This window comes from Streptomyces sp. RG80 (assembly GCF_040446465.1).
Lineage (GTDB): Bacteria > Actinomycetota > Actinomycetes > Streptomycetales > Streptomycetaceae > Streptomyces.
The window spans coordinates 288,798-311,418 of record NZ_JBEAAJ010000014.1 but is presented as its reverse complement, the minus strand read 5'-3'; the positions used below and the strand labels follow the sequence as shown (position 1 = coordinate 311,418).

Here is a 22,621-nt window from a genome sequence, read left to right as displayed (position 1 = left end):
GAGCCGGTCCTCGCGCTGCCGGGCCGCCCTCGCCTGTCGTCCGGCGTGCCACTTGTAGTAGCTGGACCGGTTCACGTCCAGGACCTGGCAGAGCCGCTTCACCTCGTAGGTGTCCCGGTGGTCATCGACGAACTGGAAGCGGCTCCTCACCAGTTCGTCTCTCCGGCGAAATACTTGGCCGCCTTGCGCAGGATGTCCCGCTCGGTGGCGAGCTTGCGCTCGCTCGCCTCAAGCTCGGCCACCCTCGCCTCGAGCTGCCTGATCCGCTCGTCCGGATCATCCGACGGCACCGCCGGCCCCGGTTGCACGGCCGGCTTCGCAGCCGCGGCGGTGACACCGCGGCGTTCGCGGTCCCGCAGCACCCACTCCCGCAGGGTGGCCCGGTTGATGCCCAGGTCGGCGGCGATGCTCTTGTAGGTCGCCCCGGGCGTGGACTCGTACAGGGCCACGGCATCGGCCTTGAACTCGTCCGAGTAGTCCTTCATCGCCATCGGCGGTCTTCTCGCTTCCTCCGGATCAAGCAGATCCAGTATCAGCGTGTCCACCACTCAGGGGGAGGCCCCCTGCCCGAGATTCCCGACGACATCCACACCGTGGCAGTCATCGCCAGCATCGACCTCGAATCCCAGCCCATGGCTGTCTTCGACCAGCACTCCACATGGCGCGCGGACATCACCCAACCCTCGGGTGAAAGATCGTCCTTCGGGCCAGCTCCCTTCGTTTCGCGCGAGACCGTCGCCATCGCTGTGGAGGTCTATCGACATGGTTCGGGCTGGAAGGTACGTGCTGTCGGCCAGGGCTACGACACCGGGCTGGCGGGCTTGGCCGCGGACTACGGCATCAACGTCGATTCCTAGTGCCGTTTGTCAAGCGGCTCGGGCCATCGGCGGTGTGAGTTCATAGCATCGTCTGTCGCGCAGGAGAGCCCAGAGAACGTTGCCCCTGGCGGCGGAAGAGCGCCATGACGGCCTGGGTGTGGCGTTTGCCTTCGGCACGTTGTGACCGATGGTTACCGAGTCGAGCCTTGGGAGCACGTGCCGCACGCGGTACGGCCTCTTCTGATGCTGGTCAGGGTGAGCGTGATATCCGTGTTGCATCCGCAGCGGCAGCGCCACCGGTCGGTGGTTTTCCCCGGATAGGGTTCCAACGGCTCGAACCCGGCGGAGCGCGCCTCCGCGGCGGCTGTCGCAGGATCGGTTCGACCACCGGATCGGGGGCACTTCTTGCAGCCGGTGGTTCCCGACCGGACGGAGGATAGGCGCGTCGCCACTTCGTTTCCACAGGAACAGCGGCAGCGCCAATGGTCCGTGGTGCGGCCGGGGTACGGCTCCAGCGGCTCGAAGCCGGCAGCTCGCACCTCTGCGGACGCCCGCTCATCGGTGGCCGAGCCGAGGGCACAGAACCGGCACCCCCTCGAACCGCTGTTGACGTTGGAGTAGGTGGGGCTGGTTTCCCGACCGCATGTGGTGCAGCGGCATCGCCACGGTGTATGGCCGCCTGGGTAGGGTTCCAGCGGTTCGAGTCCGGCCGCGCGCATGGTTTCGCCAGCCTTGGGCGCGTTCGTGGCGGCGCGTTTCGCCTGGGTCTCCCTCGCCCGGCAGATGCGACAGCGCTGGCCCGCGTTACGGACGGCGCTGAACGTCGGACGCCCCTCGTGCCCGCAGGTCATGCAGCGCGAGGGCCAAGTCGCGTTGGTGCGGCCGGGATACGGAACGAGTGGTTCGTATCCGCAGGCCCGCATTTCTGCGGCTGCGGCCTCCGCGTCGATGAGGACCGCGGCACGGGGTCGGTCGCCGACTCGGGGTGCATAGGGTTCCGTGGCGTTTCGGGTTTCCTCGTCGACCATGGCCCAGACCTCGGCCGCCGTGACGCGGGCTGCGGAGCAGGTCTCAGTCCAGCCGTTTGGCATGACGTCCCTCGTGAGGAAGGGAATGAGCCCGGCCTGGCGCAGGCGGCCCAGCACGGCCTGCTCGATGTTGTAGGCAGCCGCGCCGGTGGTGTATTCACGGGCCTGATGCAGCTGCCAGCCCTGGCGTTCGTGTTGGATGAGGCGAGAGGTGTAGCCGGTGCAGGCACCGATACCGACCTTGACGGCTTGCCACTCCCGGTGGGTGATCACGTAGACCTTCGACGGCCCTGCCAGATCGATGCCGTGGGTGGCACAGAACTTGCATCCTCCACCAGTACGGATCTTCATCAGGCTCGGGGAGACCTCGTTCCCGCATGTTGTGCAACGGCACCGCCACGCCGTCGTCGAGGAGGCATAGGACTCCAGCGGCTCCAGCCCGGCTGCGCGCATGGCAGCCACCGCGATGTCCGGGTCGATCCTTCTGCCCGTTGCCGACCTCACGTCGGCGCAGTGCCGACAGCCTCCCTGGCCCGCCAGAATGCCGCCCAGACTCGGTGACGTCTCACGCCCGCAGCCGTTGCATCGACACCGCCACGCCATGTCACGACGCCCTGCGTACGGTTCGAGCGGTTTCAGGCCGGCGGCACGCATGAGAGCCTCGGCTTTGTCCGCAGGCCAGCGGCGTCGGCCACCTGGTGAGGGAGGACAGTACGGGCAGGCCCGAAGGCCGCGCCTGAGGTTGCTCAACCTGATCTGGACGTCTCGGCCGCACGCGAGGTGGCGGCAGTGCCACAGGCCGCTCGGTCCCGGGTAGGACTCCAGAGGCTTCAGGCCGAAGTCCTTCGCCTCGACTGCGGCCAGGTCGCCGTCCGTGCGGGGCAGTTCGCGGCGACGCGACCATGCCTGGCTGATGCCCCGCCCGGCATTCTTGCGCCCGCATGGGCCGCAGCCTCCTTGTCCGCCCTTGACCGACCCATGAGTGGGCGTCCCGATCGTTCCGCAGGTTGTGCAGCGGCAACGCCAGGGGATGTCGGTGCCGGGATAGGGCTCCAATGGCTCCAGACCCGCCGACCTCATGAGCGCGGCGGCCTGGTCGGGGTCGACCGGAGCGTTCGGCGCGCACCATCGGCACGGTCCCCCTCCGCGCTTGATGTACGAGTAGCGGGGCTTGACCTCCCGACCGCAGGGCACGTGCCGGCAGCGCCAAGGCGGTGTCGCACCGGGATACGGCTCCAGTGGTTCCAAGCCTGCCGAACGCATCAACGCCACAGCTTCCTCTGGAGGAACCGGCGCCGTGCCTGAGCAGTATCGGCAGCCGCCCTGTCTGCCCGAAGCGATGTTGCCCAGCCGCGGTGTCACTTCTCTCCCGCACGCTTCATGGCGGCAATGCCAGGGCTTATCACTGCCTGGATAAGGCTCCAGCGGCTCGAGCCCGACTTCCCGCATGATCAACACCGGATCGCGCGGATCCTTCCGAGGACGTCCCGCCGCCACCCGGCCTCCCTTTGCATTGTTCACTTCCGAAGGAGGATCGCATGCGGCACTGACAACGGCCTTGTTCACGCCGGAAGCTGGGGGGCGGGCCGACTTCGCGGCGGCCTTCCTGCCCGGCCATTTCTGCTGTCCTCTCTCGGCGGTTCGGGTGCTGCCTCCGGGCATTGGACGGGTCGCTGCGCCTGAGGGCGGGCGGCTCGCGGGGGTAACGTGCTTCGGCATAAATTGGTCCGCGACTGGTCCGAGTAGAACTTCACTGGGCGCCAGAGAGTGACTGGAAGAAACCGACTGATTGCATTGGGTAGCTGTCGTGTCGGGCTGCCTGGAGCGCATCGGCACCTCCAGGCAACCGACTTGAGCCTCTAGAAGAACCCAAGTTTCTTCGGGCTGTATGAAACCAAAACGTTCTTCGTCTTTTGGTGGTACACGAGCCGCACCCTCGCTGACCTGCGGTGACGGTGCTGTGCTGGTGGACGGGTGAGAACGTGGTCCGCGGATGGTCAGGATCTTGGTCTCGGACGAGTGACCCGGGCCTACCCTTCGGCCTTCTCCATAGGCGTCGTTCACCGATGCACCTGCCGCTGGCCGTCAGGCTTCGACGGGGGCGTAGCAAAGGCATCGTTCGTTCCAGTAGTGGGCCTCCGGACATCGCCAGCGGCCGAAGAGCGTTGAGGAAGCGAACCCCGCCGTTAGACGAGCAGCGGACTCATAATCCGTCGGCCGTGGGTTCGAGTCCCACCCGCCCCACCGTGCAGGTCACTGACCTGCGGAAACGTTCGTTTTCGGGTGTCGGGGCGTCAACTTTGCCTGAACGGACTGAATCCGCTGCTCGTGAGTTTGACGCCTGAGGGGCGCTGCTTTGCATGATGGCCTTCTGACCTGCATGGACGCGTACCGATGTGTTGCCACGGAGGCGTGTTCCGCTCGGCTCCGTTGCGACAGGGTCATGTATTGAGGCCATCCTGAGGCCGGAGGTACGGGGGAGTGCCGCGGAGGCGTTGTTCGACGAGTCGTCTGCGTGTTGCGCGGGGCGTTTCACGTGGCGATCGTCCGGTGTTCTTAGCTCTGCGAGGAGTGCGTCCGGCTGAGGCCTCAAGGAGCCAAGGCCCCAACAGAAGACGGCCCCTGAAGGGCACTCGACCTCCGGTGTACCGCCGTGAGGCTGGTCTGGGACGTCATCGGACCTACTCATGGCTCGAGATCGCGAGGCGGCGAGGTCGAGCCAGGCCAGCCAGACCATCCGTCGTACAGTTCGGGGAGCCTCCGAGAACGACACCATCCCAGCTGCCGGTTGGCCACCGATCCTGGAGCCCAAATGGTGGGGCAGGTCAACTGAACTGGCTTGCCCTGTGGGGAGGGCGGGAAGGATGTCGCTGTACCCAAGCCTTATCCGGAAAAGTTCCGCGAGGATGTTGTACGGGTAGCGAGGAACCGCGGTCCGGGCGTGACGGTCGAGCAGGTGGCTGCCGACTTCGGAGTGCACGCGATGACGCTGTGGAAGTGGATGCGCCGGGCGGACATCGACGACGGAACCAAGCCCGGAACGTCCAGCCAGGAAAGTGCGGAACTACGCGAAGCACGTCGGCAGATCAAGCTGTTGGAGCAGGAGAACGAGGTCCTGCGTCGGGCCGCCGCCTACCTGTCGCAGGCGAATCTCCCGGGAAAAAGATCTACCCGCTCGTGAAAGAGCTGGCAGTTGTCGCAGCTCGGAGGGGCTGTGCCACAGGCGATCAGGTCGCAACATCGACTTTGCCTCACCGGCGACTTGTTCGAGTGCCGGGCTGACCCGCAGCGCCGGCTCTCCAGGCGCCCGCGGTCAGCGTCGTCCGCCCAGGATGATCTTCCAGACACGCGTTGCCACCTGCAGATTGAGCCGGGTGTCCACGTCCGCCAGGTCGCGGTCGCTGATCTCACGGATACGCTGCAGCCGGTAGCGCAGGGTGCTGCGGTGGACCGTCAGCGCGGCGGCCGCATCGTCGTAGTTGCCTCCGCAGTCGAAGTAGCGCGAGAGCGTCTCCACCAACTCGGTGTCGTGCTCCGCGTCGTAGTCGATCAGCTCGCCGAGCCACTCGCGCACGAAGTCTTCGAGCTCCCGGAGATCGTTTCCGGGCCCCAGGATCCGGTACAGCCCGAGGTCGTCGAAGAACGTCGTCCCACTGCGCTGGCGGGAGTTCTGCCGCACATCCAGGGCCCGCGATGCCTCCTGGTAACAGCGGGGAATGTCGTCCAGGGAGTCGCAGCGGGCGCTCACCCCGATCGCTCCGCCGGGCGTTCCCAGCTCATGGGCCAGCGCCGTGTACACGGCATCGTCGTCGGGCCTCACCTCGGTCAGCAGGACCATCCGGTCGCCGCGACGGGTGATCAGCGGACGGGTCGCCGTGACGGCTGTCGCCTGCTCGACTGCTCGGGTGAAGGAGTCGTCAGGGGCGTTGCCCGGCCAGTGCACCACGACCACGTAATGGGTGCGTTGCAGGTCGTGGCCGACGGCTTCGGCCCGGGCGTAGGCGCTCGTCTCGTCAGTGCCCTCCAACAGGTCGTCGATCAGCTGGCGGCGCAGTCGCAGTTCGACCTCGGCGAGTTCGCGTGTGTGCATGAGCTCCTGGGCGAGCGACCGCTGTGCGTGATCCAGGGCGAACCGGGTGTGCTCGTCGGCCGTCGCCTCGGGGTCCTCGAGGGCGAGTACGCCGAGGACGTCGCCGCGCGGGCGGACCAGGGCGATCAGCCGGTCCTTGACCCTGACCGGGCCCGGCTCGCGCGCGACCTGCCGCAGCATCCCTTCCTGGTGGGTCGAGGAGCGCACCGGATAGGGATCGGGGCGGTCGGGACCCGCCCAGGACCTCAGGTTGCCGAACCGGTCCTCGACGAGCGCCGACAGCCCGGTGAGTTCGTACAGCGCCTGGGTGATGGCGTCCTCGCCGCCGCCCCGGGCAGCGACACGGGCGAGGGTCTCGTGCACGGTCTTCTGCAGGTGCAGTTCGGAGCGCATGGCAGCCAGCTGCACGAGCGCGGTGTCCCGTTCGGTGCGGACTTGGCTGAGTTCACCGGCCTTGTCGTGCTGCGCGGCACGCGTGACCGTCAGTGACAGGGCCGCCGATGCGAGCCCCACGAGGGTCGAGAGGAGGAAGCGCCCCTGTTCGTCGGGCCCGGAGCGGGAGGAGACCAGGATGTAGCCGAGCAGACCGCCGGCCCCGCGCAGGCCGAACGCCCAGGTCCAGGACCGTTCCGGAAGGGATACGGAGCCGTCGGCCTCGCCCAGGTCCGTCATCCGTGCGTCGTCGGCCTTCGGCGCTCCCGCGTCGTGGCCTGGGACGCGGGCCAGACCGTCGCTCGTCACGAGATATCCGGCCTCGGCGTGGTAGGGACCAAGGGCACTGACGTGCCCCATGGCCAACCGCACGATCTCACTCTGCTCGGCGCAGGCGAACAGGGTGTGGGACAGCACCAGCAGCCCGTGCGGGTCCAGCGCCGCGAGCGGGCTCGGGTCGTGCCGTCCGGTGCCCGCGGTGTCGCTCGGTTGGCGGTTCCCTTGCTGGTCGGACACGTCAGGGGGCAGCCTCCGTGACGGATGGCAGGCCATAGATCACTCCCGTTCCCCTCCGGTCATCGGAGGCGATCGAGGGAGTCGTGGGATCCACGACTGGGCGAGCCCTGCGCGCCCAGCCTAGGCAACGTCATCCGACTTGTCTGGATTTTGGCCTTGCTCTCCTGGACCGACCGACTGCGTCGATTTCTGACCTGTCGGGTGCAGGCGGAGCGCGCTGCTCTCTTGCCACTCTGGACTTGTCGGGGAACGCCGGGCGCACCGGTGGCCTGGCAGGGAGGACTGGCTGATGAACGAGCAGGCCCGCAGGACCATCGCCTCGTACACGACCTACCAGGAGGCGGAACGCGCCGTCGATCACCTTTCCGATCGGGGTTTTCCCGTGGAGAGGGTGGCCATCATCGGGCAGGACGTGCGCCTGGTCGAGCAGGTGACGGGCCGCATGGGACCTGGCGGGGCCGCGCTGCACGGCGCGGCGAGCGGCGCCCTGGCCGGAGCACTGATCGGGTGGATCTTCGGCCTGCTGAACTGGCTGGACCCGGTCGTGTCGGGACTGCTGCTCGCCCTGTACGGGCTGGTTTTCGGAGCCCTCGTCGGTGCTCTGCTCGGCCTGGTGGTGCACGCGGCCCAGCGTGGCCGCCGGGACTTCGCCTCGGTGAGTTACATGCAGCCCAGCCAGTACGACGTCGTCGCCGACGAAGCGGTCGCCGAGGAGGCGGTGCGGCTGCTGGCCGAACTGCCCACCGGGACCGGCACCAGCACCGGCAGCGGGGCCTGGAAGAGCGGCCGCCCGCGGAGCGGCCCCGCCGTCACCTGAGCGAGTGCGGAAAGCCGGGCGCGTCTCCGAGGACGAGCGGGCCGCCCGTCGCGAAAGGAGTTCCTCATGGCCAAGGCAGTAGGCATCGACCTGGGCACCACGAACTCGGTGATCGCCGTCTGGGAGGGCGGCGAGTCGTCGGTCGTACCCAACAGCGAGGGCAACCGCACGACACCGTCCGTGGTGGCCTTCACCGACACCGGCGAGCGCCTGGTGGGCCAGCTGGCCCGCCGCCAGGCGATCCTCAACCCCAAGGGCACCATCTATTCGGCCAAACGGTTCATCGGCCGGCACTTCGACGAGATCTCCGAAGAGGCCAAGGCCGTCACGTACGACGTGGTCGAGGGAGACGGCGGCGCCGCCCGCTTCAAGGTGCGCGACAAGCTCTACGCTCCCGAGGAGATCAGCGCACAGGTGTTGCGCAAACTCGCCGACGACGCCTCCAAACAGCTGGGCGAGAAGGTCACCGAGGCGGTCATCACGGTGCCCGCCTACTTCAACGACGCCCAGCGCACCGCCACCAAGGACGCCGGACGGATCGCCGGCCTGGAAGTACTGCGGATCATCAACGAGCCGACCGCGGCCGCCCTCGCCTACGGCATGGACAAGAAGCAGCACGAGACGGTGCTCGTCTTCGACCTGGGCGGCGGCACCTTCGACGTCAGCATCCTCGACGTCGGCGACGGCGTGGTGGAGGTACGGTCCACGGCGGGCGACAGCCATCTGGGCGGCGACGACTTCGACCGCCGGCTGGTCGACCAGCTCGCCGACGGGTTCCAGAAGGAGAACGGCATCGACCTGCGCAAGGACCCGCAGGCGCTGCAACGGCTGTTCGAGGCCGCGGAGAAGGCCAAGACCGAGCTCAGCTCGGTGACCCAGACGCAGGTCAGCCTGCCGTTCATCACGGCCGACGCCTCCGGGCCCAAGCATCTGACCGAGACGATCATGCGATCCACGTTCGAACAGATCACCGGTGACCTGGTGGAGCGCTGTCTCGGCCCGGTGCGGCAGGCAATGGACGACGCCAAGGTCAGTGACAACGACATCGACGAGGTCATCCTCGTCGGCGGCTCCACCCGCATCCCCGCCGTCCAGACCCTGGTGCGCAGGCTGACCGGCGGCAAGGACCCCAACATGAGCGTCAACCCCGACGAGGTCGTGGCGAAGGGCGCCGCGATCCAGGCCGGGGTCCTCAAGGGCGAGGTCAAGGACGTCCTGCTGCTCGACGTCACCCCGCTGTCGCTGGGCGTCGAGACACGCGGCGGAGTGATGACGAAGATCATCGAACGGAACACCACCATCCCGGTGCGCCGCACCGAGACCTTCTCCACCGCCGAGGACAACCAGCCCGCCGTCGACGTCGTCGTCCTGCAGGGCGAGCGTGAGCTGGCTGCCGACAACCGGGTCCTGGGCCGCTTCCAGCTCACCGACATCCGCCCCGCGCCGCGCGGCGAGCCGCAGATCGAGGTCATCTTCGACGTCGACGCCAACGGCATCCTCAACGTCACCGCGCGGGACAAGGACACCGGAAAGGAACAGAGCATCACCATCAGCGAGAGCTCCAACCTCGACGGCAGCGAAGTCGAGCGGATGGTCCAGGAAGCCGAACGCAACCGGGGACAGGACCAGGCCCTGCGCGAGGCAGTCGACGCGCGCAACGAACTGGACGCCATCGCCTACCAGGTCGAAAAGCGCCTCGGTGAGCTCGGCGACGCCGCGCCCGCGCACGAGAAGGCCCGCGCCGAGATGCTGGTGGCCGAGGCCCGCGACGCGGTCAAGAACGAGGCCGGGGTGGACAAGGTCCGGCCGCTGGCCTCCGAACTCCAGCAGGTCTTCGCGGGCCTCGCGGCCCACCAGGCAGGAGCCGCCGCGGACGGTCCCGTGGGCACCGGCTCACCGGACGGAGCCGGCCCCGGCGGGGCCACGCCGGACGGAGCCGGGGGCGACGACGATGTGATCGACGCCGAGTTCGACAAGGGCTGAGGTGCCCGCCATGCCCATCCCACCCCGGGGCCAAGTGCCCGACCCGCCGCCGGAAGGCGCCGTACAGCCGCCGCGCGGGGACCTCCAGCAGCCTGGACCGCGGACCGAGGAGGCCGAGCCAGGGCCCGAGGCCGCAACCGGCACCGCCGCACCCGACGACGAGTACGCGGCAGCGTTGCGCGAGGCCGAGGACAACTGGCGGCGCGCCCTGGCCGACCTCGACAACCTGCGCAAACGCCATGCCAGGGAGCTGGAGCGGGTGGCCGCGGCCGAACGTGCCCGTACGGCTGCGGCCTTCCTGCCCGTCATCGACAACCTGGAACTCGCCCTCAGCCACGCGGGGGCCGCCGACCCCGGTGCGATCGTCGAGGGTGTCCGGGCCGTGCGTGACCAGGCCGTGAACGTCCTGGAGCGGCTGGGCTACCCGCGCCACGCGGAGAAAGGTGTGCAGTTCGACCCGGCCCGGCACGAGGTGGTCGGAGTGGTCCAGGATCCCGACGCCGATCCGAACACCGTGGTCCAAGTGCTGCGACCCGGTTACGGGGAGGCCGAGCGGCAGCTGCGGCCTGCCGCCGTGACCGTCGCCAAGCGGGAGTGACCGTCCATGGCACGCGACTTCTACGAGGTGCTCGGCGTTCCGCGCACCGCCGACCGGGACGAGATCCAGCGGGCCTACCGCACCCTGGCCCGCAGGTACCACCCCGACGTCAACAAGGACCCTCAGGCGGAGGAGCGGTTCAAGGAGATCAACGAGGCCTTCAGCGTCCTGTCCGATCCGGAGCAGCGAGCCCGCTACGACCGCTTCGGCGAGGACTTCCGGAAGGTCCCGGAGGACTGGGAGGAGCAGGTCGCCGCCGGCGCCGGCGGTGGTTCCCGGTGGAGCACCGGCGGCGGTCCCCGGGTGCGGTACTCCACGTCGGGCTTCGGGGGCGAGGGGGTCGACGTCGAGGATCTGTTCGGCTCGCTGTTCGGCGGTGCCGGACGGATGCGCGTGCCCGGCGCCGACCAGGAGGCCGAACTGCCGCTCACCGTCGAGGAGGCCTACCGGGGCGGCCGCCGTACGGTCACCCTCGCCGGACCGGCCGGGCAGCGGCGCTACCAGGTCGACGTACCGCCCGGCACCACCGACGGGCAGCGCATCCGGCTGGCCGGGGAGGGCGGGCGCGGGAGCGGCGACGACGCTCCCGCCGGGGACCTGTACCTGAGGGTGCGGATCCTGCCGCACCCCGAGTTCCGCCTCGACGGCCGGGACGTCCACGTGAAGCTTCCGGTCACCCCGTGGGAGGCCGCGCTGGGCGCGACCGTGCCGGTGCGCACGCCGGGCGGTGCCACGGCGAAGGTGACCGTGCCCGCTGGGTCCTCCAGCGGACGGCGCCTGCGGCTGCGCGGCGAGGGCATGCCGAGCCCGCGCGGCGCTGACGGAGACCTGTACGCGGAGCTGCGGATCATGGTGCCGCCCCGGCTGAGCGACCGGGAGCGCGAGCTGCTGGAGGAACTTGCCGCTGTCTCCTCGTTCGACCCCAGGAGGACCTGATGACCGACCGACCGGCCAAGGCCCGCCCACCCCACGCACGAACGGCCGAGGCGGGCGTGCAGTACGCGATCGTGCCCGTGCCCATGCTCTCCCTGGAGACCGTGGCCCGCCGCTCAGGCCTCCATCCCGACCTGATCCGTCGGTTCGTCGCCCTCGGACTGGTGGACGCCGGTCCTGACGCCTCCGGACGGCTGATGTTCGCCCCCACGGCCCCGGCGGCCCTGGCCCGCGTTCAGCGGCTGCGCACCGGGCTGTGCCTGAACTACGCATCCCTCGGTCTGGTGCTCGACCTGCTCGACCGCATCAGCCTGCTCGAAGCCGCGCTGCGGCGTGCAGGCATGAGGAGTGATCTACCACCATGGACATGAACCGACTGACCCAGAAGTCACAGGAAGCCCTGCAGGAGGCCCAGAGCGCCGCCGGCCGCCTGGGCCACACCGAGGTCGACGGCGAACATCTGCTGCTCGCCCTCCTGGACCAGGAGGAGGGGCTGATCCCGCGGCTGCTGCAGCAGTCGGGCACCGATCCGGAGGGGTTGCGCGCGGCCGTACGCGAGGAGCTCTCGCGCCGGCCCAAGGTGACCGGCCCGGGCGCGGCGCCGGGCCAGGTCTTCGTCACCCAGCGCCTGGCCCGGCTGCTGGACGAGGCGGAGCGGGAGGCCAAACGCCTCAAGGACGAGTACGTGTCCGTGGAGCACCTGCTGCTGGCGCTGACCGAGGAGGGCTCGGCGACAGGCGCCGGGCGCCTGCTGAAGGAGCACGGCGTGACCCGGGACTCCTTCCTCGGCGCGCTCACCCAGATCCGCGGCAACCAGCGCGTGACCTCCGCCAACCCCGAGGTGGCCTACGAGGCCCTGGAGAAGTACGGCCGTGACCTGGTTTCCGAGGCCAGGGCCGGGCGGCTCGACCCCGTCATCGGACGGGACGCCGAGATCCGCCGCGTCACCCAGATCCTCAGCCGCAAGAGCAAGAACAACCCCGTCCTGATCGGCGATCCCGGCGTCGGCAAGACCGCCATCGTGGAGGGTCTGGCCCAGCGCATCGTGCGCGGTGACGTGCCCGAAGGACTGCGCGACAGGACGGTGTTCGCCCTCGACATGGGCTCGCTCGTGGCGGGCGCCAAGTACCGCGGCGAGTTCGAGGAGCGCCTCAAGGCCGTGCTGAGCGAGGTCAAGGCCGCCGCCGGGCGGATCCTGCTCTTCGTCGACGAGTTGCACACGGTCGTCGGCGCGGGGGCCGCCGAAGGAGCCATGGACGCGGGCAACATGCTCAAGCCCATGCTGGCACGCGGCGAACTCCACATGATCGGCGCGACCACTCTGGACGAGTACCGCAAGCACATCGAGAAGGACGCCGCCCTCGAACGCCGCTTCCAGCAGGTCCTGGTCGAAGAACCCAGCGTGGAGGACACCATCTCCATCCTGCGCGGCCTGCGCGAACGCCTCGAGGTCTTCCACGGCGTCAAGATCCAGGACACCTCACTGGTCGCGGCCGCCACCCTCAGCCACCGCTACATCACCGACCGTTTCCTGCCCGACAAGGCCATCGACCTCGTCGACGAGGCATGCGCCCGCCTGCGCACCGAGATCGACTCCATGCCCGCCGAACTCGACGAGATCACCCGCCGGGTGACCCGCCTGGAGATCGAGGACGCCGCCCTCTCCAAGGAGACCGACCCCGCGAGCAAAGCCCGCCTGGAGGAACTGCGCAGGGAACTGGCCGACCTGCGCGGCGAGGCCGACGCCAAACACGCCCAGTGGGAGGCCGAACGGCAGGCGATCCGCCGCGTGCAGGAACTGCGCCAGGAACTGGAGCAGGTCCGCCACGAGGCGGAGGAGGCCGAACGCACCTACGACCTCAACCGCGCCGCCGAACTCCGCTACGGCCGCCTCCAGGAGCTGGAGCGCCGGCTCGCCGCGGAGGAGGAACAACTGGCCTCCAAGCAAGGGCAGAACCGGCTGCTGCGCGAGGTCGTCACCGAGGAGGAGATCGCCGAGATCGTCGCCGCCTGGACCGGCATCCCCGTCTCCCGTCTCCAGGAGGGCGAACGCGAGAAACTGCTGCGCCTCGACGACATCCTGCGCGAGCGCGTCATCGGCCAGGACGAGGCCGTCAAGCTCGTCGCGGACGCCATCATCCGTGCCCGCTCCGGCATCCGTGACCCCCGCCGCCCCATCGGCTCGTTCATCTTCCTCGGCCCCACCGGCGTCGGGAAGACAGAGCTGGCCAAGACCCTCGCCCGGGCCCTGTTCGACTCCGAGGAGAACATGGTCCGCCTCGACATGAGTGAGTACCAGGAGCGGCACACCGTCAGCCGGCTCGTGGGCGCACCGCCCGGATACGTCGGCTACGAGGAAGGCGGCCAGCTCACCGAGGCGGTACGCCGCAAGCCGTACTCGGTCGTGCTGTTCGACGAGGTCGAGAAGGCGCACACCGATGTCTTCAACACCCTGCTGCAGGTCCTCGACGACGGACGCATCACCGATGCTCAGGGCCGCACGGTCGACTTCCGCAACACCGTGATCATCATGACGTCCAACATCGGCTCCGAGCACCTTCTCGACGGCGCCACCGCCGAGGGTGAGATCAAGCCGGACGCCCGCGCCCTGGTGATGGGCGAACTGCGCGGGCACTTCCGCCCGGAGTTCCTCAACCGTGTCGACGACATCGTGCTGTTCAAGCCGCTCGGTGAGCGCCAGATCGAGCGGATCGTGGAGCTGCAGTTCGACGAACTGCGCCGCCGCCTCGCCGAACGCCGCATCGCCGTCGAACTCACCGACGTGGCACGGGAGTTGATCGCCCACCAGGGCTACGACCCGGTCTACGGGGCCCGGCCGCTGCGGCGCTACATCTCCCACGAGGTCGAGACGCTGGTCGGGCGCGCCCTGCTGCGCGGCGACGTACAGGACGGCGCGAAGGTCCGCGTCGACGCCCAGCACGGAGAGCTGGTGGTCACCTACGACCAGCCCGAGGACGTGAAGGGAGCGAGGGCGGCATGAGTACCGTGCAAGCCACCAACGTCACCTGCCCGCACTGCGGGCGCACCAACCGGGTACCCGTGGCCGCCGAGGGCCGCCCCACGTGCGGCAACTGCAAGCAGCCTCTGCCGTGGATGGCCGACGCGGGCGACGACGACTTCACCGAGGTCGTCGAGCAGGCCACCGTGCCCGTCGTCGTCGACCTGTGGGCCACCTGGTGCGGCCCCTGCCGCATGGTCAGCCCCGCACTGGAGAAGGTCGCCACCGACCTGGCAGGAACGATCAAGCTCGTCAAGGTCGACATCGACAAGAACCCGCGCCTGGCGCAGCGGTTCGAGGTCCAGGCGGTACCGACGCTGCTGGTCCTCGACAAGGGACAGACCATCGCCCGGCAGGCGGGTGCCGCACCTGCCCCTGTCCTGCGGCGGTGGGTGGAGCAGTCGATCGCGGGCCGCGAACCGGCCGGGAAAGGGTGATCAGCCATGACCCTACGAACCGACCCCCACCTCGCGCTCGTCCGGCCGGTCCGACCACTGACCCCCGAAGGGTGTCAGGAGTGTCTGCAGCTCGGCTCCCCGTGGGTCCACCTCAGGCTCTGCCTGACCTGCGGCCACGTCGGCTGCTGCGATTCCTCGCCGAACCGGCACGCCCGCCGCCACGCCGCCGCCGACGGCCACCCGATCGCGGCGTCGCTGGAGCCCGGCGAGGACTGGCGGTGGTGCTTCGTCCACGAGGCGTTCGTGTGATGTCCGGCGACGAGACGCGGCCGGGCGCGGCGCCGGTGCCGGACGAGGCGGAGGAGAGCGTCCCCTTCGAGACTCCCGACATCCACGGCGCCTATCCCCGCCTGTCGGACGACCAGACGGCGCGCCTGGCGCAGCATGGCCGGCGGCGCGCCGCCGAGGCAGGTGACGTGCTGATCCGGGAGGGCGAGCGGTGCGAGATGTTCTACGTCGTCCTCAGTGGCTCGATCGCCATCGTCGAGGGCTACGGCACACCCGGCGAACGTCTGCTGCGTGTGCACGGTCCTGGCCGCTTCATCGGCGAACTCGGCCTCCTGAACGGCCAGATGGCCTTCTACACCGCCGTGGTCAGGGACCCCGGCGAGATCCTCGCCCTGTCCATGGATCAGCTGCGTGACCTGGTGACCCGGGACTCCACGCTCGGTGACGTGGTGCTGCGCGCCTGCCTGGGCCGCCGCGCTCTGCTCGTCGGGCAGGGAGCCGGTTTCCGCATCATCGGTTCGCGCTATTCGCCCGACACCCGTCGGCTGCGCGAGTTCGCCGCCCGCAACCGGCTGCCGCACCGCTGGATCGATCTGGAGACGGACCAGGAGGCCGAGGCTCTGCTGCGCCGCTTCGGGGTCGGTCCGGATCAGACGCCGCTGGTGATCTGGCGGGACACCACCCTGCTGCGCAATCCGAGCAACGCCGAACTGGCCCGGCTGATCGGCCTGCCGTCCCTGGGATCGGGCAACGGCCGCGGCGATGTCCTGATCGTCGGCTCCGGTCCGGCCGGTCTCGCCGCCGCGGTGAACGCCGCCTCGGAGGGCCTCGGCACGACCGTGGTCGAGGCGATGGCCACCGGCGGCCAGGCCGGCACGTCGTCCCGCATCGAGAATCTGCTCGGCTTCCCCTCCGGCATCTCCGGCGCCGAACTCACCGAACGCGCCGTGCTCCAGGCGGACAAGTTCGGCGCCCGGATCAGCCTCCCTGCGGAGGCGGCCCGGCTCGAACGGCGGGACGGCCACTACGCCGTCGGGTTCGCAGACGGCAGCGAGATCACCGCCCGTACCGTCGTCCTGGCCACCGGCGCCCGCTACCGCCGCCTCCAAGTGCCCGGCATCGAGCCGTTGGAGGGCGCGAGCGTCCACTACTCGGCGACCGTCTACGAGGCCCAGCAGTGCCGTACCGACCCGGTGGCGGTGGTCGGCGGCGGCAACTCCGCGGGCCAGGCCGTGTTGTTCCTGGCCGGGTACACACCACAGGTGTATCTGCTCGTCCGTGGGCCGAGCCTCGAGGCTCACATGTCCCGGTACCTGATCGATCAGATCGAGCGCCACCCGCGGGTGCGCGTCCTGCTGCGCACCGAGGTGACCGAGGCACTCGGCGACAAGGAGCTGGAGGCGGTCACCGTGGTCGACCACCGTACGGGCGAGCACCGCCACCTCGAAGTGCGGGCCCTGTTCGTCTTCACCGGCGCGGACCCTCACACCGATTGGCTGTCCGGCGCGCTCGCCCTCGACGCGCGGGGCTACGTTCTCACCGGCGCGGAGGCGCAGGCCTGCTCCGTTCCCGAGCTGTGGCAGAGCCAGGGCCGCGACTGCCTGACGTTGGAGACCAGCCTGCCCGGCGTGTTCGCGGCCGGCGACGTCCGCAGCGGCTCGGTGAAGCGCGTGGCCTCCGCGGTCGGCGAAGGCGCGATGAGCATCCACTTCGTGCACCGCTACCTGGGCCAGACGGCCGCACCCGGCGGCACCGACAGCTCCCCGAACACCCGTCCCAAGGAGTCCGCTTGGCTCGCATGACACCCAGCGGGCGACGACATCACGAGAAGGAGAAGGAGGCAGGGGAATGGCCACACCCGTCCGACGCCACCGCGGTGGCGCCTTGCAGGACAGGCCCCTTGGCTGGGCACGCAATCCGCTGACAGAGTTCGACCAACTGCTCAGCGAGATGAGCGGACTGATCGAGTCCACGGTGGGAGGTGCCGCTCCCGCAGTCGTGTGGACACCCCTGGCGGATGTCACGGAGACGGACGACGCCTTCCACGTCGGGATCGAACTGCCCGGCGTCAAGAGCAAGGACATCAACGTCGAAGCGAACGGCCAGGAGCTGGTGGTCACCGGAGAGATCAAGGAGAAGGAACGCAAAGGCGTCCTGCGCCGGAGCACCCGCCGCACCGGAGCGTTCGAGTTCCGGCTGCGGCTGCCCGGAGAGGTCGACACCGAGAAGATCAATGCGCAGATCTCGGACGGGGTGCTCACCGTCACCGTCCCCAAGGCCGAGGTCGCGAAGCCCCGGCACATCGAGATCAGCGAGACGGGTGAAAGCACCGGGAGCAGCGGCTGAGAGGCGAGCGCCGCGGTTCCGGACGCCCGTCCGGCACCGCGGCCGGGCCGGCGAGGCTCGCCGTACGGCGGCGCGACGTCATCCCGTAGGGAGGGATTCCGGCTGCCCCGGCCGCTTCCGCCGTGGGCTCAGTGAGTTCGAGCGGTAGTCCCGGGTGACCCCCATGACAGCGGCGACCGGCACAGAAGGAGGCAGCGATGAAATACGACGGATTCCTCGCCCATGTACGCGAGCGAGGCGAATACAACGACCAGGACGAAGCCGCGAACGTCACCAACGCCGTACTGGAGGTGCTGGCCCAACGGATCAGCCCGGGAGAGGTCAAGGACCTCGCATCCCAGCTGCCCGGCCCGCTGGGACAGGTTCTGAACCAGGCAACGCCCCAGCAGGCGCAGAGCTTCGGGATCGAGGAGTTCTACCGCCGGGTCGCCGAGCGCACCCCTGCCCGGCCGCGCACGGCGCAGTGGGACGCCAGCGCGGTCCTGACCACCGTTGCCGACGCGGTGACCGGCGGTGAGCTGAACCAGGTCATCAGCCAACTCCCCTCCAGTTACGCGGCCCTGTTCGGCAAGGCCGACCTCGCGGACTGAGCCCCTGCCAAGGCCTTCGACGACAACAAACGCACGCCCCTCACAGCAGGAGGTCGAAGACGGCTCGAGCCTCGTCCCAGTGCTGGGTCTGAGGATTCTTCAGGTCGGGATGGAGGATCTTGAAGCTCTGGGCAAGGGCCAGGCTGAGTCCGCCGATGATGTCCGGATAGGCCGCCTCGGTCTCCTCATCGGGAGTGCGGTCCAGAGCGGGATGGGTGGCGAGCTGTTCCAGGATCGGCTTGAGTTCCACTTCCTGGTCGATCTTCCTGAAGTGGTGAATGCTCTCCTGCAGGCCTTTCGTGATCGGCAGGTCACAGGTCTGGACGATGTCGCGCCCGTTGGCCTTGGCGGTGGCCTGGGCGACGGTCAGCAGATCGTAGAGCTTGGCGTCGACGAAGTCGCTGTAGCGCTTGAGATCGTTCTTGTCGACGTTCAGACCTGCGGCCGCGCGAAAGAACTTCTCGAATCTGGCGATGGACATCACGGTCATGACGGCAACCTCCGGCTGCGGGAGCCGGGTGGCTCCCGGCCCCTGGGCTTCCCAGCCAGCCTGGCCGACGGGGGCGCGTGAACGCATGCGCATGTGGGGCCCAATTAGCCTCCCTGCATTGCCCTGCCAGGCCCATGCGTTCGACTGTCCGGGTGGTCGGACGGGCGTGCGGCCGACAGCGGGGCCGAGAGCGCTCTGGAGAGGCCGGTGAACGGCAGCCAGGGCCGGTTGACGCGGCCCATCCCACCCATTGGCGTCGCCGGTCTTTGCCGGACTCCGGCTCCCGGGCGGACACGGTGCCGGGGTGCTGCCCGATCGGGTTTTCGCCGTGGGGACGCGATCGTAGCCCGGTGGTGGGAGCAGGCCCTGTGATCTGGCCGTACGGCCTGCCCCTGCCGGCGGGGCCCGGCGTGTCACACGGCGTCGACGTTACCTGGGCGACGTCTGTGGGCACTTGGGATCGCGGGACAGCCGACGAGGAGGGTCCAGCCATGCGGGAGTCGTCGCAGGACGTTACGGTTGTGGCTCTCCTGGCGGATCCGGACGCGCCGACGGACATCGCGCAGCGCATGGCCCGGACTCTTGCTGCACGGCTCGCCGAGAAATCGGGCCAGAGCCGACGGTTCGACGTCGAGGTGGTCAGTGAGCCCTTCACCTCGGGGACGGAGGACCCGCCCGCCTTGATGCGCCGGATCATGGACCGTGGGAGTGCGGAGAACTGGGACATCGTCGTGGCCCTCACCGATCTTCCGCTGCACTCGCACGGGCGCAGGCTCGCTGTGAACCTGAATCACGAGCACGGCTTGGCGTTGCTCTCTCTTCCTTCGCTGGGAGGCCTGCGGCTGCAGGTGAGGGCCCGTCGGGCCGTCGAAGAAGCTGTGCTCCGCCTGGCGGGTCCGCGGACCACCGGGGCGGAAGGACCTCCGCGAAGTCAGCCGCGTCCGGGGCCCTTCGTCCATCGTTTCGCGCCTGTTCATCCGGGCCCACCCGGTGAGAAGGAGACCGACGATCTCCGGTACGTCGTCAGCGGGCCGCGCGGTTACCTGCGGGTGCTCGTCGGTATGGTCCGCGCCAACCGGCCGTGGCGGTTGGTGCCGGGCTTGTCGAAGGCCCTGGCGGCCGCACTCGCCACGGGAGCAGTGGCCACCGTGAACTCCACCGTCTGGAGCCTGGCCGCGTCCCTCAGCACGCCACGCCTCGTGATCGCCATGGTCGGATCTGTCGCGCTCATGATCGGCTGGCTGATCGTGGACGCGGAGCTGTGGCATCGATCACCGGAGAGCTCGCCGGAGGCGAGGCAGAGGGCGCGGCTGTACAACGCCTCGACGGTCGTGACCGTGGGGATCGGTGTGCTTGTCTGCTACGTGGGTCTGATGGTCATCAACTGGCTGTGGGCGCTGTTCATCCTCAACGACCAACTGTTCGCTTCCGTGACACGAACCCCCCTTCACGCCGACGAGTACGTGACGCTGTCCTGGTTCGTCGCTTCGGTCGCCACCGTGGGCGGCGCGCTGGGATCAGGCCTGGAGAGCGACGATGCGATCCGGGCAGCCGCCTACTCGAAGCGCGAACAGGAACGTCGTCGCATGCTCCAAGATCACGATGATCAGCCCTCGAAGTGAACCGACTACCGGCACCACGAGCAGCGAGGCGTCGGAGCGCGGTGCCGTCAGGAGGCGGCGGAGCGGCCGACGGGCCCCGTCAGGGCGTTCCGGCTAGGCTCACAGGGGTGAGGTGGCCGCGGACCTTCAGGGAGGTCGTGCGATCCGGGCTCACGATCGAGGAGACGCGGCTGGAGCCCCTGCTCGCGCTCCGCACGGCTGCGGGGGTGGCGATCGTCATCGGGGCGGCGCTGTGGCTGGTTTCCCCTGCGTACGCCGCGTCCGCCGCCCTCGGTGCCTACTCCGCGGGTGGGGCCACGTTCCAGCGCACCTGGCGTCCGCGCAAGGTGATCGCGCTCGGCGCGGGCGCGGGTCTGGCACTCAGCACCTTCGTGGGCTACCTGGCGGCGGGGCGCCTCGTGACGTTCCTCCCGCTGCTGGCCGTATGGGCCTTTGCCGCGGGGATGGCATGGGCCCTCGGGTCGACCGCCGGCATCGTCGCAGCGACGACGGTCGGCAGCATGCTGGTGACCATCACCCTGCCGACGAGCGTCGGACGAGCCCTGGAACACGCCGGGGTCATCGCGCTCGGAGGCGTGGTGCAGGCCGTGCTGATCCTGCTGTTCCCGATCCGCCGTTGGGGGGCGCATCGTGACGCGCTCGCCGACGCCCTGGCCGCCGTGGCGGACTACGCCCGCCGGCTGCGGCAGGACCCGTCCGCCCAGTTTGACCCCGTGCCTTTGATGACGGCCCGGGACGCGGCCGCCGTGACGCCGTCACAGGCCCGCACCCGTCCCCCGGTCCTCCACGGCCCCCGGGGCCTCGCCGAGCGCATTCTGCCGGTCGTCGCCGCGCTCGCCGACCCGGACGTCGGCGCCCCGGCGGAGGGACCCGAGCGGGACCGCGCGCGAGAGCTGCTCGGCACGGCCGCAGACGTACTGGACGCGGCAGCCCGTTCGATCCGCCGCGGCACTCCCGCCGAGGTGCCGCCCGGGAGCGCGGACGTCCTGCGCGTCGACGAGGAGCACGAAGTGCTGGAGGGGCCCGCCCGGCAGGCCGCCGAACGGCTCGTGGAACTGCTCGCCGAGGCGTTGGAGATCGCCGGGAGCGGCGGCGCGCGCGACAGGGCGCCTACGCCGTCCGGCACCGCGAGCGCCCACTTCCGGGTGCGCCCGACGATGTTCCGGTTGCTCCCGGTCGTCGTCCGGGCCGTCCGCCGTGAGCTCCGCCGGGACTCGCCCGTGTTCCGGCACGCCGTCCGCCTGGCGGCGGTGGCCACGCTCGGCTATCTCATCGCTTCCCGGCTGCCCGTGGGCCACGGCTACTGGGCGCCCATCGCCTCGGTGATGGTGATGCGGCCCGACTTCCACCGGACGTATGCGCGCGCGGTGGGCCGTTTCGCCGGGACCCTGGTGGGGGTGGCGCTCGCCACCGCGATGGTGCGGGCTCTGGGCCCGGACGCCCATGTGTTCGGCGCGCTGGCGGTCGTCTCGGTAGGCCTGTCGTACACGCTGAACCGTACCGGCTACGCCTACTCCCAGTGCTTCACTGCCGCGTACGTCGTCTTCCTGCTCGGCATGGGCGGCCAGGCATGGGAGCAGACGGTCCCGGAGCGGGTCGTGCTCACCCTGCTCGGCGGGGCCTTGGCCATGCTGGCGTACCTGGTGTTCCCCGCATGGGAGACCCCCCGGCTGCCGGGCCGGCTCGCGGACTGGCTCGCCGCCGACGGCCGCTACGCGGCCGCAGTGCTCCGCAGCCACGCCGAACCGACCCGGGAGCATCTCGCCGACATGCGCAGGGCCCTGCTGGCCAGCAGGGAGGCACGTGCCGCCTGGCAGGAGGCGTACGACCAGGCAAAGCAGGAACCGGTCCGCCCCAGAGGTCTGACATCGCGCGAGGCGGAGCAGGCGCAGGACGCACTCGAGGAACTCGACCGGGCGGCGATGCTCATGGAGAGCCATGTCCCACAGGCCGACAGCCGTTCCACCCCCGAGGCGGAGCGGGTCGCAGAGGCCTTGGAGGCGGACACAGCGCAGGCGGCAGTCGACGTGCGGGAGCACAGGAATCCGGACTGGGGGCGAGTGGAGGAAGCGCTCGATGCGTGGGACGGAGCCGCATCCGGGGAGCGGAACCCGGTGCTACGGCGCGGGGCGGAACTACAGAAGCGGGCCCTGGAGGACCTCACGACAGCCGTGAGCCGCACACCCCTGGAACGGGACATCGGCTCCGCTCGCGAGGAGCAACGGGTGCGGGCGGCCGTGGCTGAAGGTGACGGATCGGGACCCGCGCACCGCTGTGGGTGACGGTTCAGGCCACGGGGAGCGCCGCACCTCCTGGAGCGGCTAGTGGTCTCCCGACGGCGTCGAGCACCGCCATACGTACCGTGAGATGGGTTGCACTGGGGCGTCGAACTGCTCGGGCCTGGCAGGGCTGCTCTCCGGTTGGTGTGTGTCGGCATGCCAGGGGTGCCCCTGCCTGTCGCGCGGCGTGTGCGGGCGAACGGGGTGGACGAGCGGACCCCTCTTCGGGGTGGCAGCCTGAGGAAGCGGCGATGCGCGACATCACCGAGGCCTACCGGCGGCAGGACAGGCGTTATGAGGCAGCCCGACGCGATACGAACCGCAGGAACCTGCGGCCTTGCCGCAGCGGCGTGAAGGGATGGCGGGGCCCGTGC

Annotated in this window: 19 protein-coding genes, 1 tRNA gene and 1 pseudogene; 16 read left to right on the top strand and 5 right to left on the bottom strand. The window is 69.6% G+C overall.

Features of this window, described 5'->3' with window-relative positions; genetic code table 11:
* Nucleotides 1-146: 146 nt before the first annotated feature.
* Nucleotides 147-548: a transposase gene (locus ABKA17_RS40860; RefSeq protein WP_353697469.1), complete on the bottom strand. Its 402-nt coding sequence runs from the start codon at nucleotides 546-548 to the stop codon at nucleotides 147-149.
* Between ABKA17_RS40860 and ABKA17_RS40855 the strand changes: the two genes are divergently transcribed.
* Nucleotides 453-857: a TerD family protein gene (locus ABKA17_RS40855; protein ID WP_353697482.1), complete on the top strand. Its 405-nt coding sequence runs from the start codon at nucleotides 453-455 to the stop codon at nucleotides 855-857. The genes ABKA17_RS40860 and ABKA17_RS40855 overlap by 96 nt on opposite strands.
* A 9-nt stretch (nucleotides 858-866) precedes the next feature.
* Here the strand turns inward: ABKA17_RS40855 and ABKA17_RS40850 are convergent.
* Both ABKA17_RS40850 and ABKA17_RS40845 read right to left on the bottom strand, forming a co-directional pair.
* Nucleotides 867-999 (bottom strand): annotated as a pseudogene (locus ABKA17_RS40850) (IS110 family transposase); the annotation flags it as partial.
* Nucleotides 1,000-1,009: 10 nt separating this feature from the next.
* A complete protein-coding gene (locus ABKA17_RS40845) occupies nucleotides 1,010-2,197 on the bottom strand; it encodes a hypothetical protein (protein ID WP_353697468.1) in 1,188 nt (395 codons plus the stop codon).
* Between the two features lie 1,747 nt (nucleotides 2,198-3,944).
* On the opposite strand from ABKA17_RS40845, the gene ABKA17_RS40840 reads away from it, so the two are divergent.
* Nucleotides 3,945-4,090: transfer RNA gene (locus tag ABKA17_RS40840), tRNA-Ile, on the top strand.
* 595 nt (nucleotides 4,091-4,685) lie between these two features.
* Nucleotides 4,686-5,027 carry a transposase gene (locus ABKA17_RS40835; protein WP_353697467.1) on the top strand — a complete coding sequence of 114 codons (342 nt, stop codon included), beginning with the start codon at nucleotides 4,686-4,688 and terminating at the stop codon, nucleotides 5,025-5,027.
* 132 nt (nucleotides 5,028-5,159) lie between these two features.
* Here the strand turns inward: ABKA17_RS40835 and ABKA17_RS40830 are convergent, their stop codons facing one another.
* Nucleotides 5,160-6,920, bottom strand: coding sequence for a PucR family transcriptional regulator (locus tag ABKA17_RS40830; protein WP_449348259.1), 1,761 nt, complete (start codon nucleotides 6,918-6,920; stop codon nucleotides 5,160-5,162).
* 253 nt (nucleotides 6,921-7,173) lie between these two features.
* On the opposite strand from ABKA17_RS40830, the gene ABKA17_RS40825 reads away from it, so the two are divergent.
* From ABKA17_RS40825 to ABKA17_RS40775, 11 genes are all read left to right on the top strand, one after another.
* Nucleotides 7,174-7,701, top strand: coding sequence for a YflT domain-containing protein (locus tag ABKA17_RS40825; protein ID WP_353697465.1), 528 nt, complete (start codon nucleotides 7,174-7,176; stop codon nucleotides 7,699-7,701).
* A gap of 66 nt (nucleotides 7,702-7,767) precedes the next feature.
* Entirely contained in the window at nucleotides 7,768-9,684 is a 1,917-nt protein-coding gene (dnaK, locus tag ABKA17_RS40820; protein WP_353697464.1) for a molecular chaperone DnaK, read from the top strand.
* 10 nt (nucleotides 9,685-9,694) lie between these two features.
* Nucleotides 9,695-10,282 carry a nucleotide exchange factor GrpE gene (locus ABKA17_RS40815; protein WP_353697463.1) on the top strand — a complete coding sequence of 196 codons (588 nt, stop codon included), beginning with the start codon at nucleotides 9,695-9,697 and terminating at the stop codon, nucleotides 10,280-10,282.
* Nucleotides 10,283-10,288: 6 nt separating this feature from the next.
* On the top strand, nucleotides 10,289-11,218 hold the full coding sequence (locus tag ABKA17_RS40810) for a DnaJ C-terminal domain-containing protein (protein WP_353697462.1): 930 nt from the start codon (nucleotides 10,289-10,291) through the stop codon (nucleotides 11,216-11,218).
* On the top strand, nucleotides 11,218-11,586 hold the full coding sequence (locus ABKA17_RS40805; protein ID WP_030323709.1) for a chaperone modulator CbpM: 369 nt from the start codon (nucleotides 11,218-11,220) through the stop codon (nucleotides 11,584-11,586). Before ABKA17_RS40810 ends, ABKA17_RS40805 begins: the two co-directional genes overlap by 1 nt.
* Nucleotides 11,577-14,216, top strand: coding sequence for an ATP-dependent chaperone ClpB (gene clpB / locus ABKA17_RS40800; RefSeq protein ID WP_353697461.1), 2,640 nt, complete (start codon nucleotides 11,577-11,579; stop codon nucleotides 14,214-14,216). Before ABKA17_RS40805 ends, clpB begins: the two co-directional genes overlap by 10 nt.
* Nucleotides 14,213-14,671 carry a thioredoxin gene (trxA, locus tag ABKA17_RS40795; RefSeq protein ID WP_353697460.1) on the top strand — a complete coding sequence of 153 codons (459 nt, stop codon included), beginning with the start codon at nucleotides 14,213-14,215 and terminating at the stop codon, nucleotides 14,669-14,671. The genes clpB and trxA overlap by 4 nt, the downstream gene beginning before the upstream one ends.
* Before the next feature lie 6 nt (nucleotides 14,672-14,677).
* Nucleotides 14,678-14,941: a UBP-type zinc finger domain-containing protein gene (locus ABKA17_RS40790; RefSeq protein WP_031036564.1), complete on the top strand. Its 264-nt coding sequence runs from the start codon at nucleotides 14,678-14,680 to the stop codon at nucleotides 14,939-14,941.
* On the top strand, nucleotides 14,941-16,722 hold the full coding sequence (locus tag ABKA17_RS40785) for an FAD-dependent oxidoreductase (RefSeq protein WP_030323700.1): 1,782 nt from the start codon (nucleotides 14,941-14,943) through the stop codon (nucleotides 16,720-16,722). Before ABKA17_RS40790 ends, ABKA17_RS40785 begins: the two co-directional genes overlap by 1 nt.
* A gap of 46 nt (nucleotides 16,723-16,768) precedes the next feature.
* A complete protein-coding gene (locus ABKA17_RS40780) occupies nucleotides 16,769-17,266 on the top strand; it encodes an Hsp20/alpha crystallin family protein (protein ID WP_030323698.1) in 498 nt (165 codons plus the stop codon).
* Between the two features lie 197 nt (nucleotides 17,267-17,463).
* Complete coding sequence (locus tag ABKA17_RS40775; RefSeq protein WP_037722255.1) at nucleotides 17,464-17,856, top strand: DUF2267 domain-containing protein; 393 nt, start codon at nucleotides 17,464-17,466, stop codon at nucleotides 17,854-17,856.
* Nucleotides 17,857-17,896: 40 nt separating this feature from the next.
* Here the strand turns inward: ABKA17_RS40775 and ABKA17_RS40770 are convergent, their stop codons facing one another.
* Nucleotides 17,897-18,346: a DUF1931 family protein gene (locus ABKA17_RS40770; RefSeq protein WP_353697459.1), complete on the bottom strand. Its 450-nt coding sequence runs from the start codon at nucleotides 18,344-18,346 to the stop codon at nucleotides 17,897-17,899.
* Nucleotides 18,347-18,837: 491 nt separating this feature from the next.
* Here ABKA17_RS40770 and ABKA17_RS40765 point away from each other — a divergent pair, with 491 nt between their 5' ends.
* Together ABKA17_RS40765 and ABKA17_RS40760 are read left to right on the top strand one after the other, a co-directional pair.
* Entirely contained in the window at nucleotides 18,838-19,968 is a 1,131-nt protein-coding gene (locus tag ABKA17_RS40765; RefSeq protein ID WP_353697458.1) for a hypothetical protein, read from the top strand.
* 107 nt (nucleotides 19,969-20,075) lie between these two features.
* Nucleotides 20,076-22,250 carry an FUSC family protein gene (locus ABKA17_RS40760; protein WP_353697457.1) on the top strand — a complete coding sequence of 725 codons (2,175 nt, stop codon included), beginning with the start codon at nucleotides 20,076-20,078 and terminating at the stop codon, nucleotides 22,248-22,250.
* Nucleotides 22,251-22,621 lie beyond the last annotated feature (371 nt).

What these genes read in the sequence shown, in the direction of transcription:
- ABKA17_RS40845 (WP_353697468.1), bottom strand. Translation starts at nt 2,197, where the DNA reads ATGAAGATCCGTACTGGTGGAGGATGCAAGTTCTGTGCCACCCACGGC.
- ABKA17_RS40830 (WP_449348259.1), bottom strand. Translation starts at nt 6,920, where the DNA reads ATGGCCTGCCATCCGTCACGGAGGCTGCCCCCTGACGTGTCCGACCAG.
- ABKA17_RS40825 (WP_353697465.1), top strand. Translation starts at nt 7,174, where the DNA reads ATGAACGAGCAGGCCCGCAGGACCATCGCCTCGTACACGACCTACCAG.
- dnaK (WP_353697464.1), top strand. Translation starts at nt 7,768, where the DNA reads ATGGCCAAGGCAGTAGGCATCGACCTGGGCACCACGAACTCGGTGATC.
- ABKA17_RS40815 (WP_353697463.1), top strand. Translation starts at nt 9,695, where the DNA reads ATGCCCATCCCACCCCGGGGCCAAGTGCCCGACCCGCCGCCGGAAGGC.
- ABKA17_RS40810 (WP_353697462.1), top strand. Translation starts at nt 10,289, where the DNA reads ATGGCACGCGACTTCTACGAGGTGCTCGGCGTTCCGCGCACCGCCGAC.
- ABKA17_RS40805 (WP_030323709.1), top strand. Translation starts at nt 11,218, where the DNA reads ATGACCGACCGACCGGCCAAGGCCCGCCCACCCCACGCACGAACGGCC.
- clpB (WP_353697461.1), top strand. Translation starts at nt 11,577, where the DNA reads ATGGACATGAACCGACTGACCCAGAAGTCACAGGAAGCCCTGCAGGAG.
- trxA (WP_353697460.1), top strand. Translation starts at nt 14,213, where the DNA reads ATGAGTACCGTGCAAGCCACCAACGTCACCTGCCCGCACTGCGGGCGC.
- ABKA17_RS40790 (WP_031036564.1), top strand. Translation starts at nt 14,678, where the DNA reads ATGACCCTACGAACCGACCCCCACCTCGCGCTCGTCCGGCCGGTCCGA.
- ABKA17_RS40785 (WP_030323700.1), top strand. Translation starts at nt 14,941, where the DNA reads ATGTCCGGCGACGAGACGCGGCCGGGCGCGGCGCCGGTGCCGGACGAG.
- ABKA17_RS40780 (WP_030323698.1), top strand. Translation starts at nt 16,769, where the DNA reads ATGGCCACACCCGTCCGACGCCACCGCGGTGGCGCCTTGCAGGACAGG.
- ABKA17_RS40775 (WP_037722255.1), top strand. Translation starts at nt 17,464, where the DNA reads ATGAAATACGACGGATTCCTCGCCCATGTACGCGAGCGAGGCGAATAC.
- ABKA17_RS40770 (WP_353697459.1), bottom strand. Translation starts at nt 18,346, where the DNA reads ATGACCGTGATGTCCATCGCCAGATTCGAGAAGTTCTTTCGCGCGGCC.
- ABKA17_RS40765 (WP_353697458.1), top strand. Translation starts at nt 18,838, where the DNA reads ATGCGGGAGTCGTCGCAGGACGTTACGGTTGTGGCTCTCCTGGCGGAT.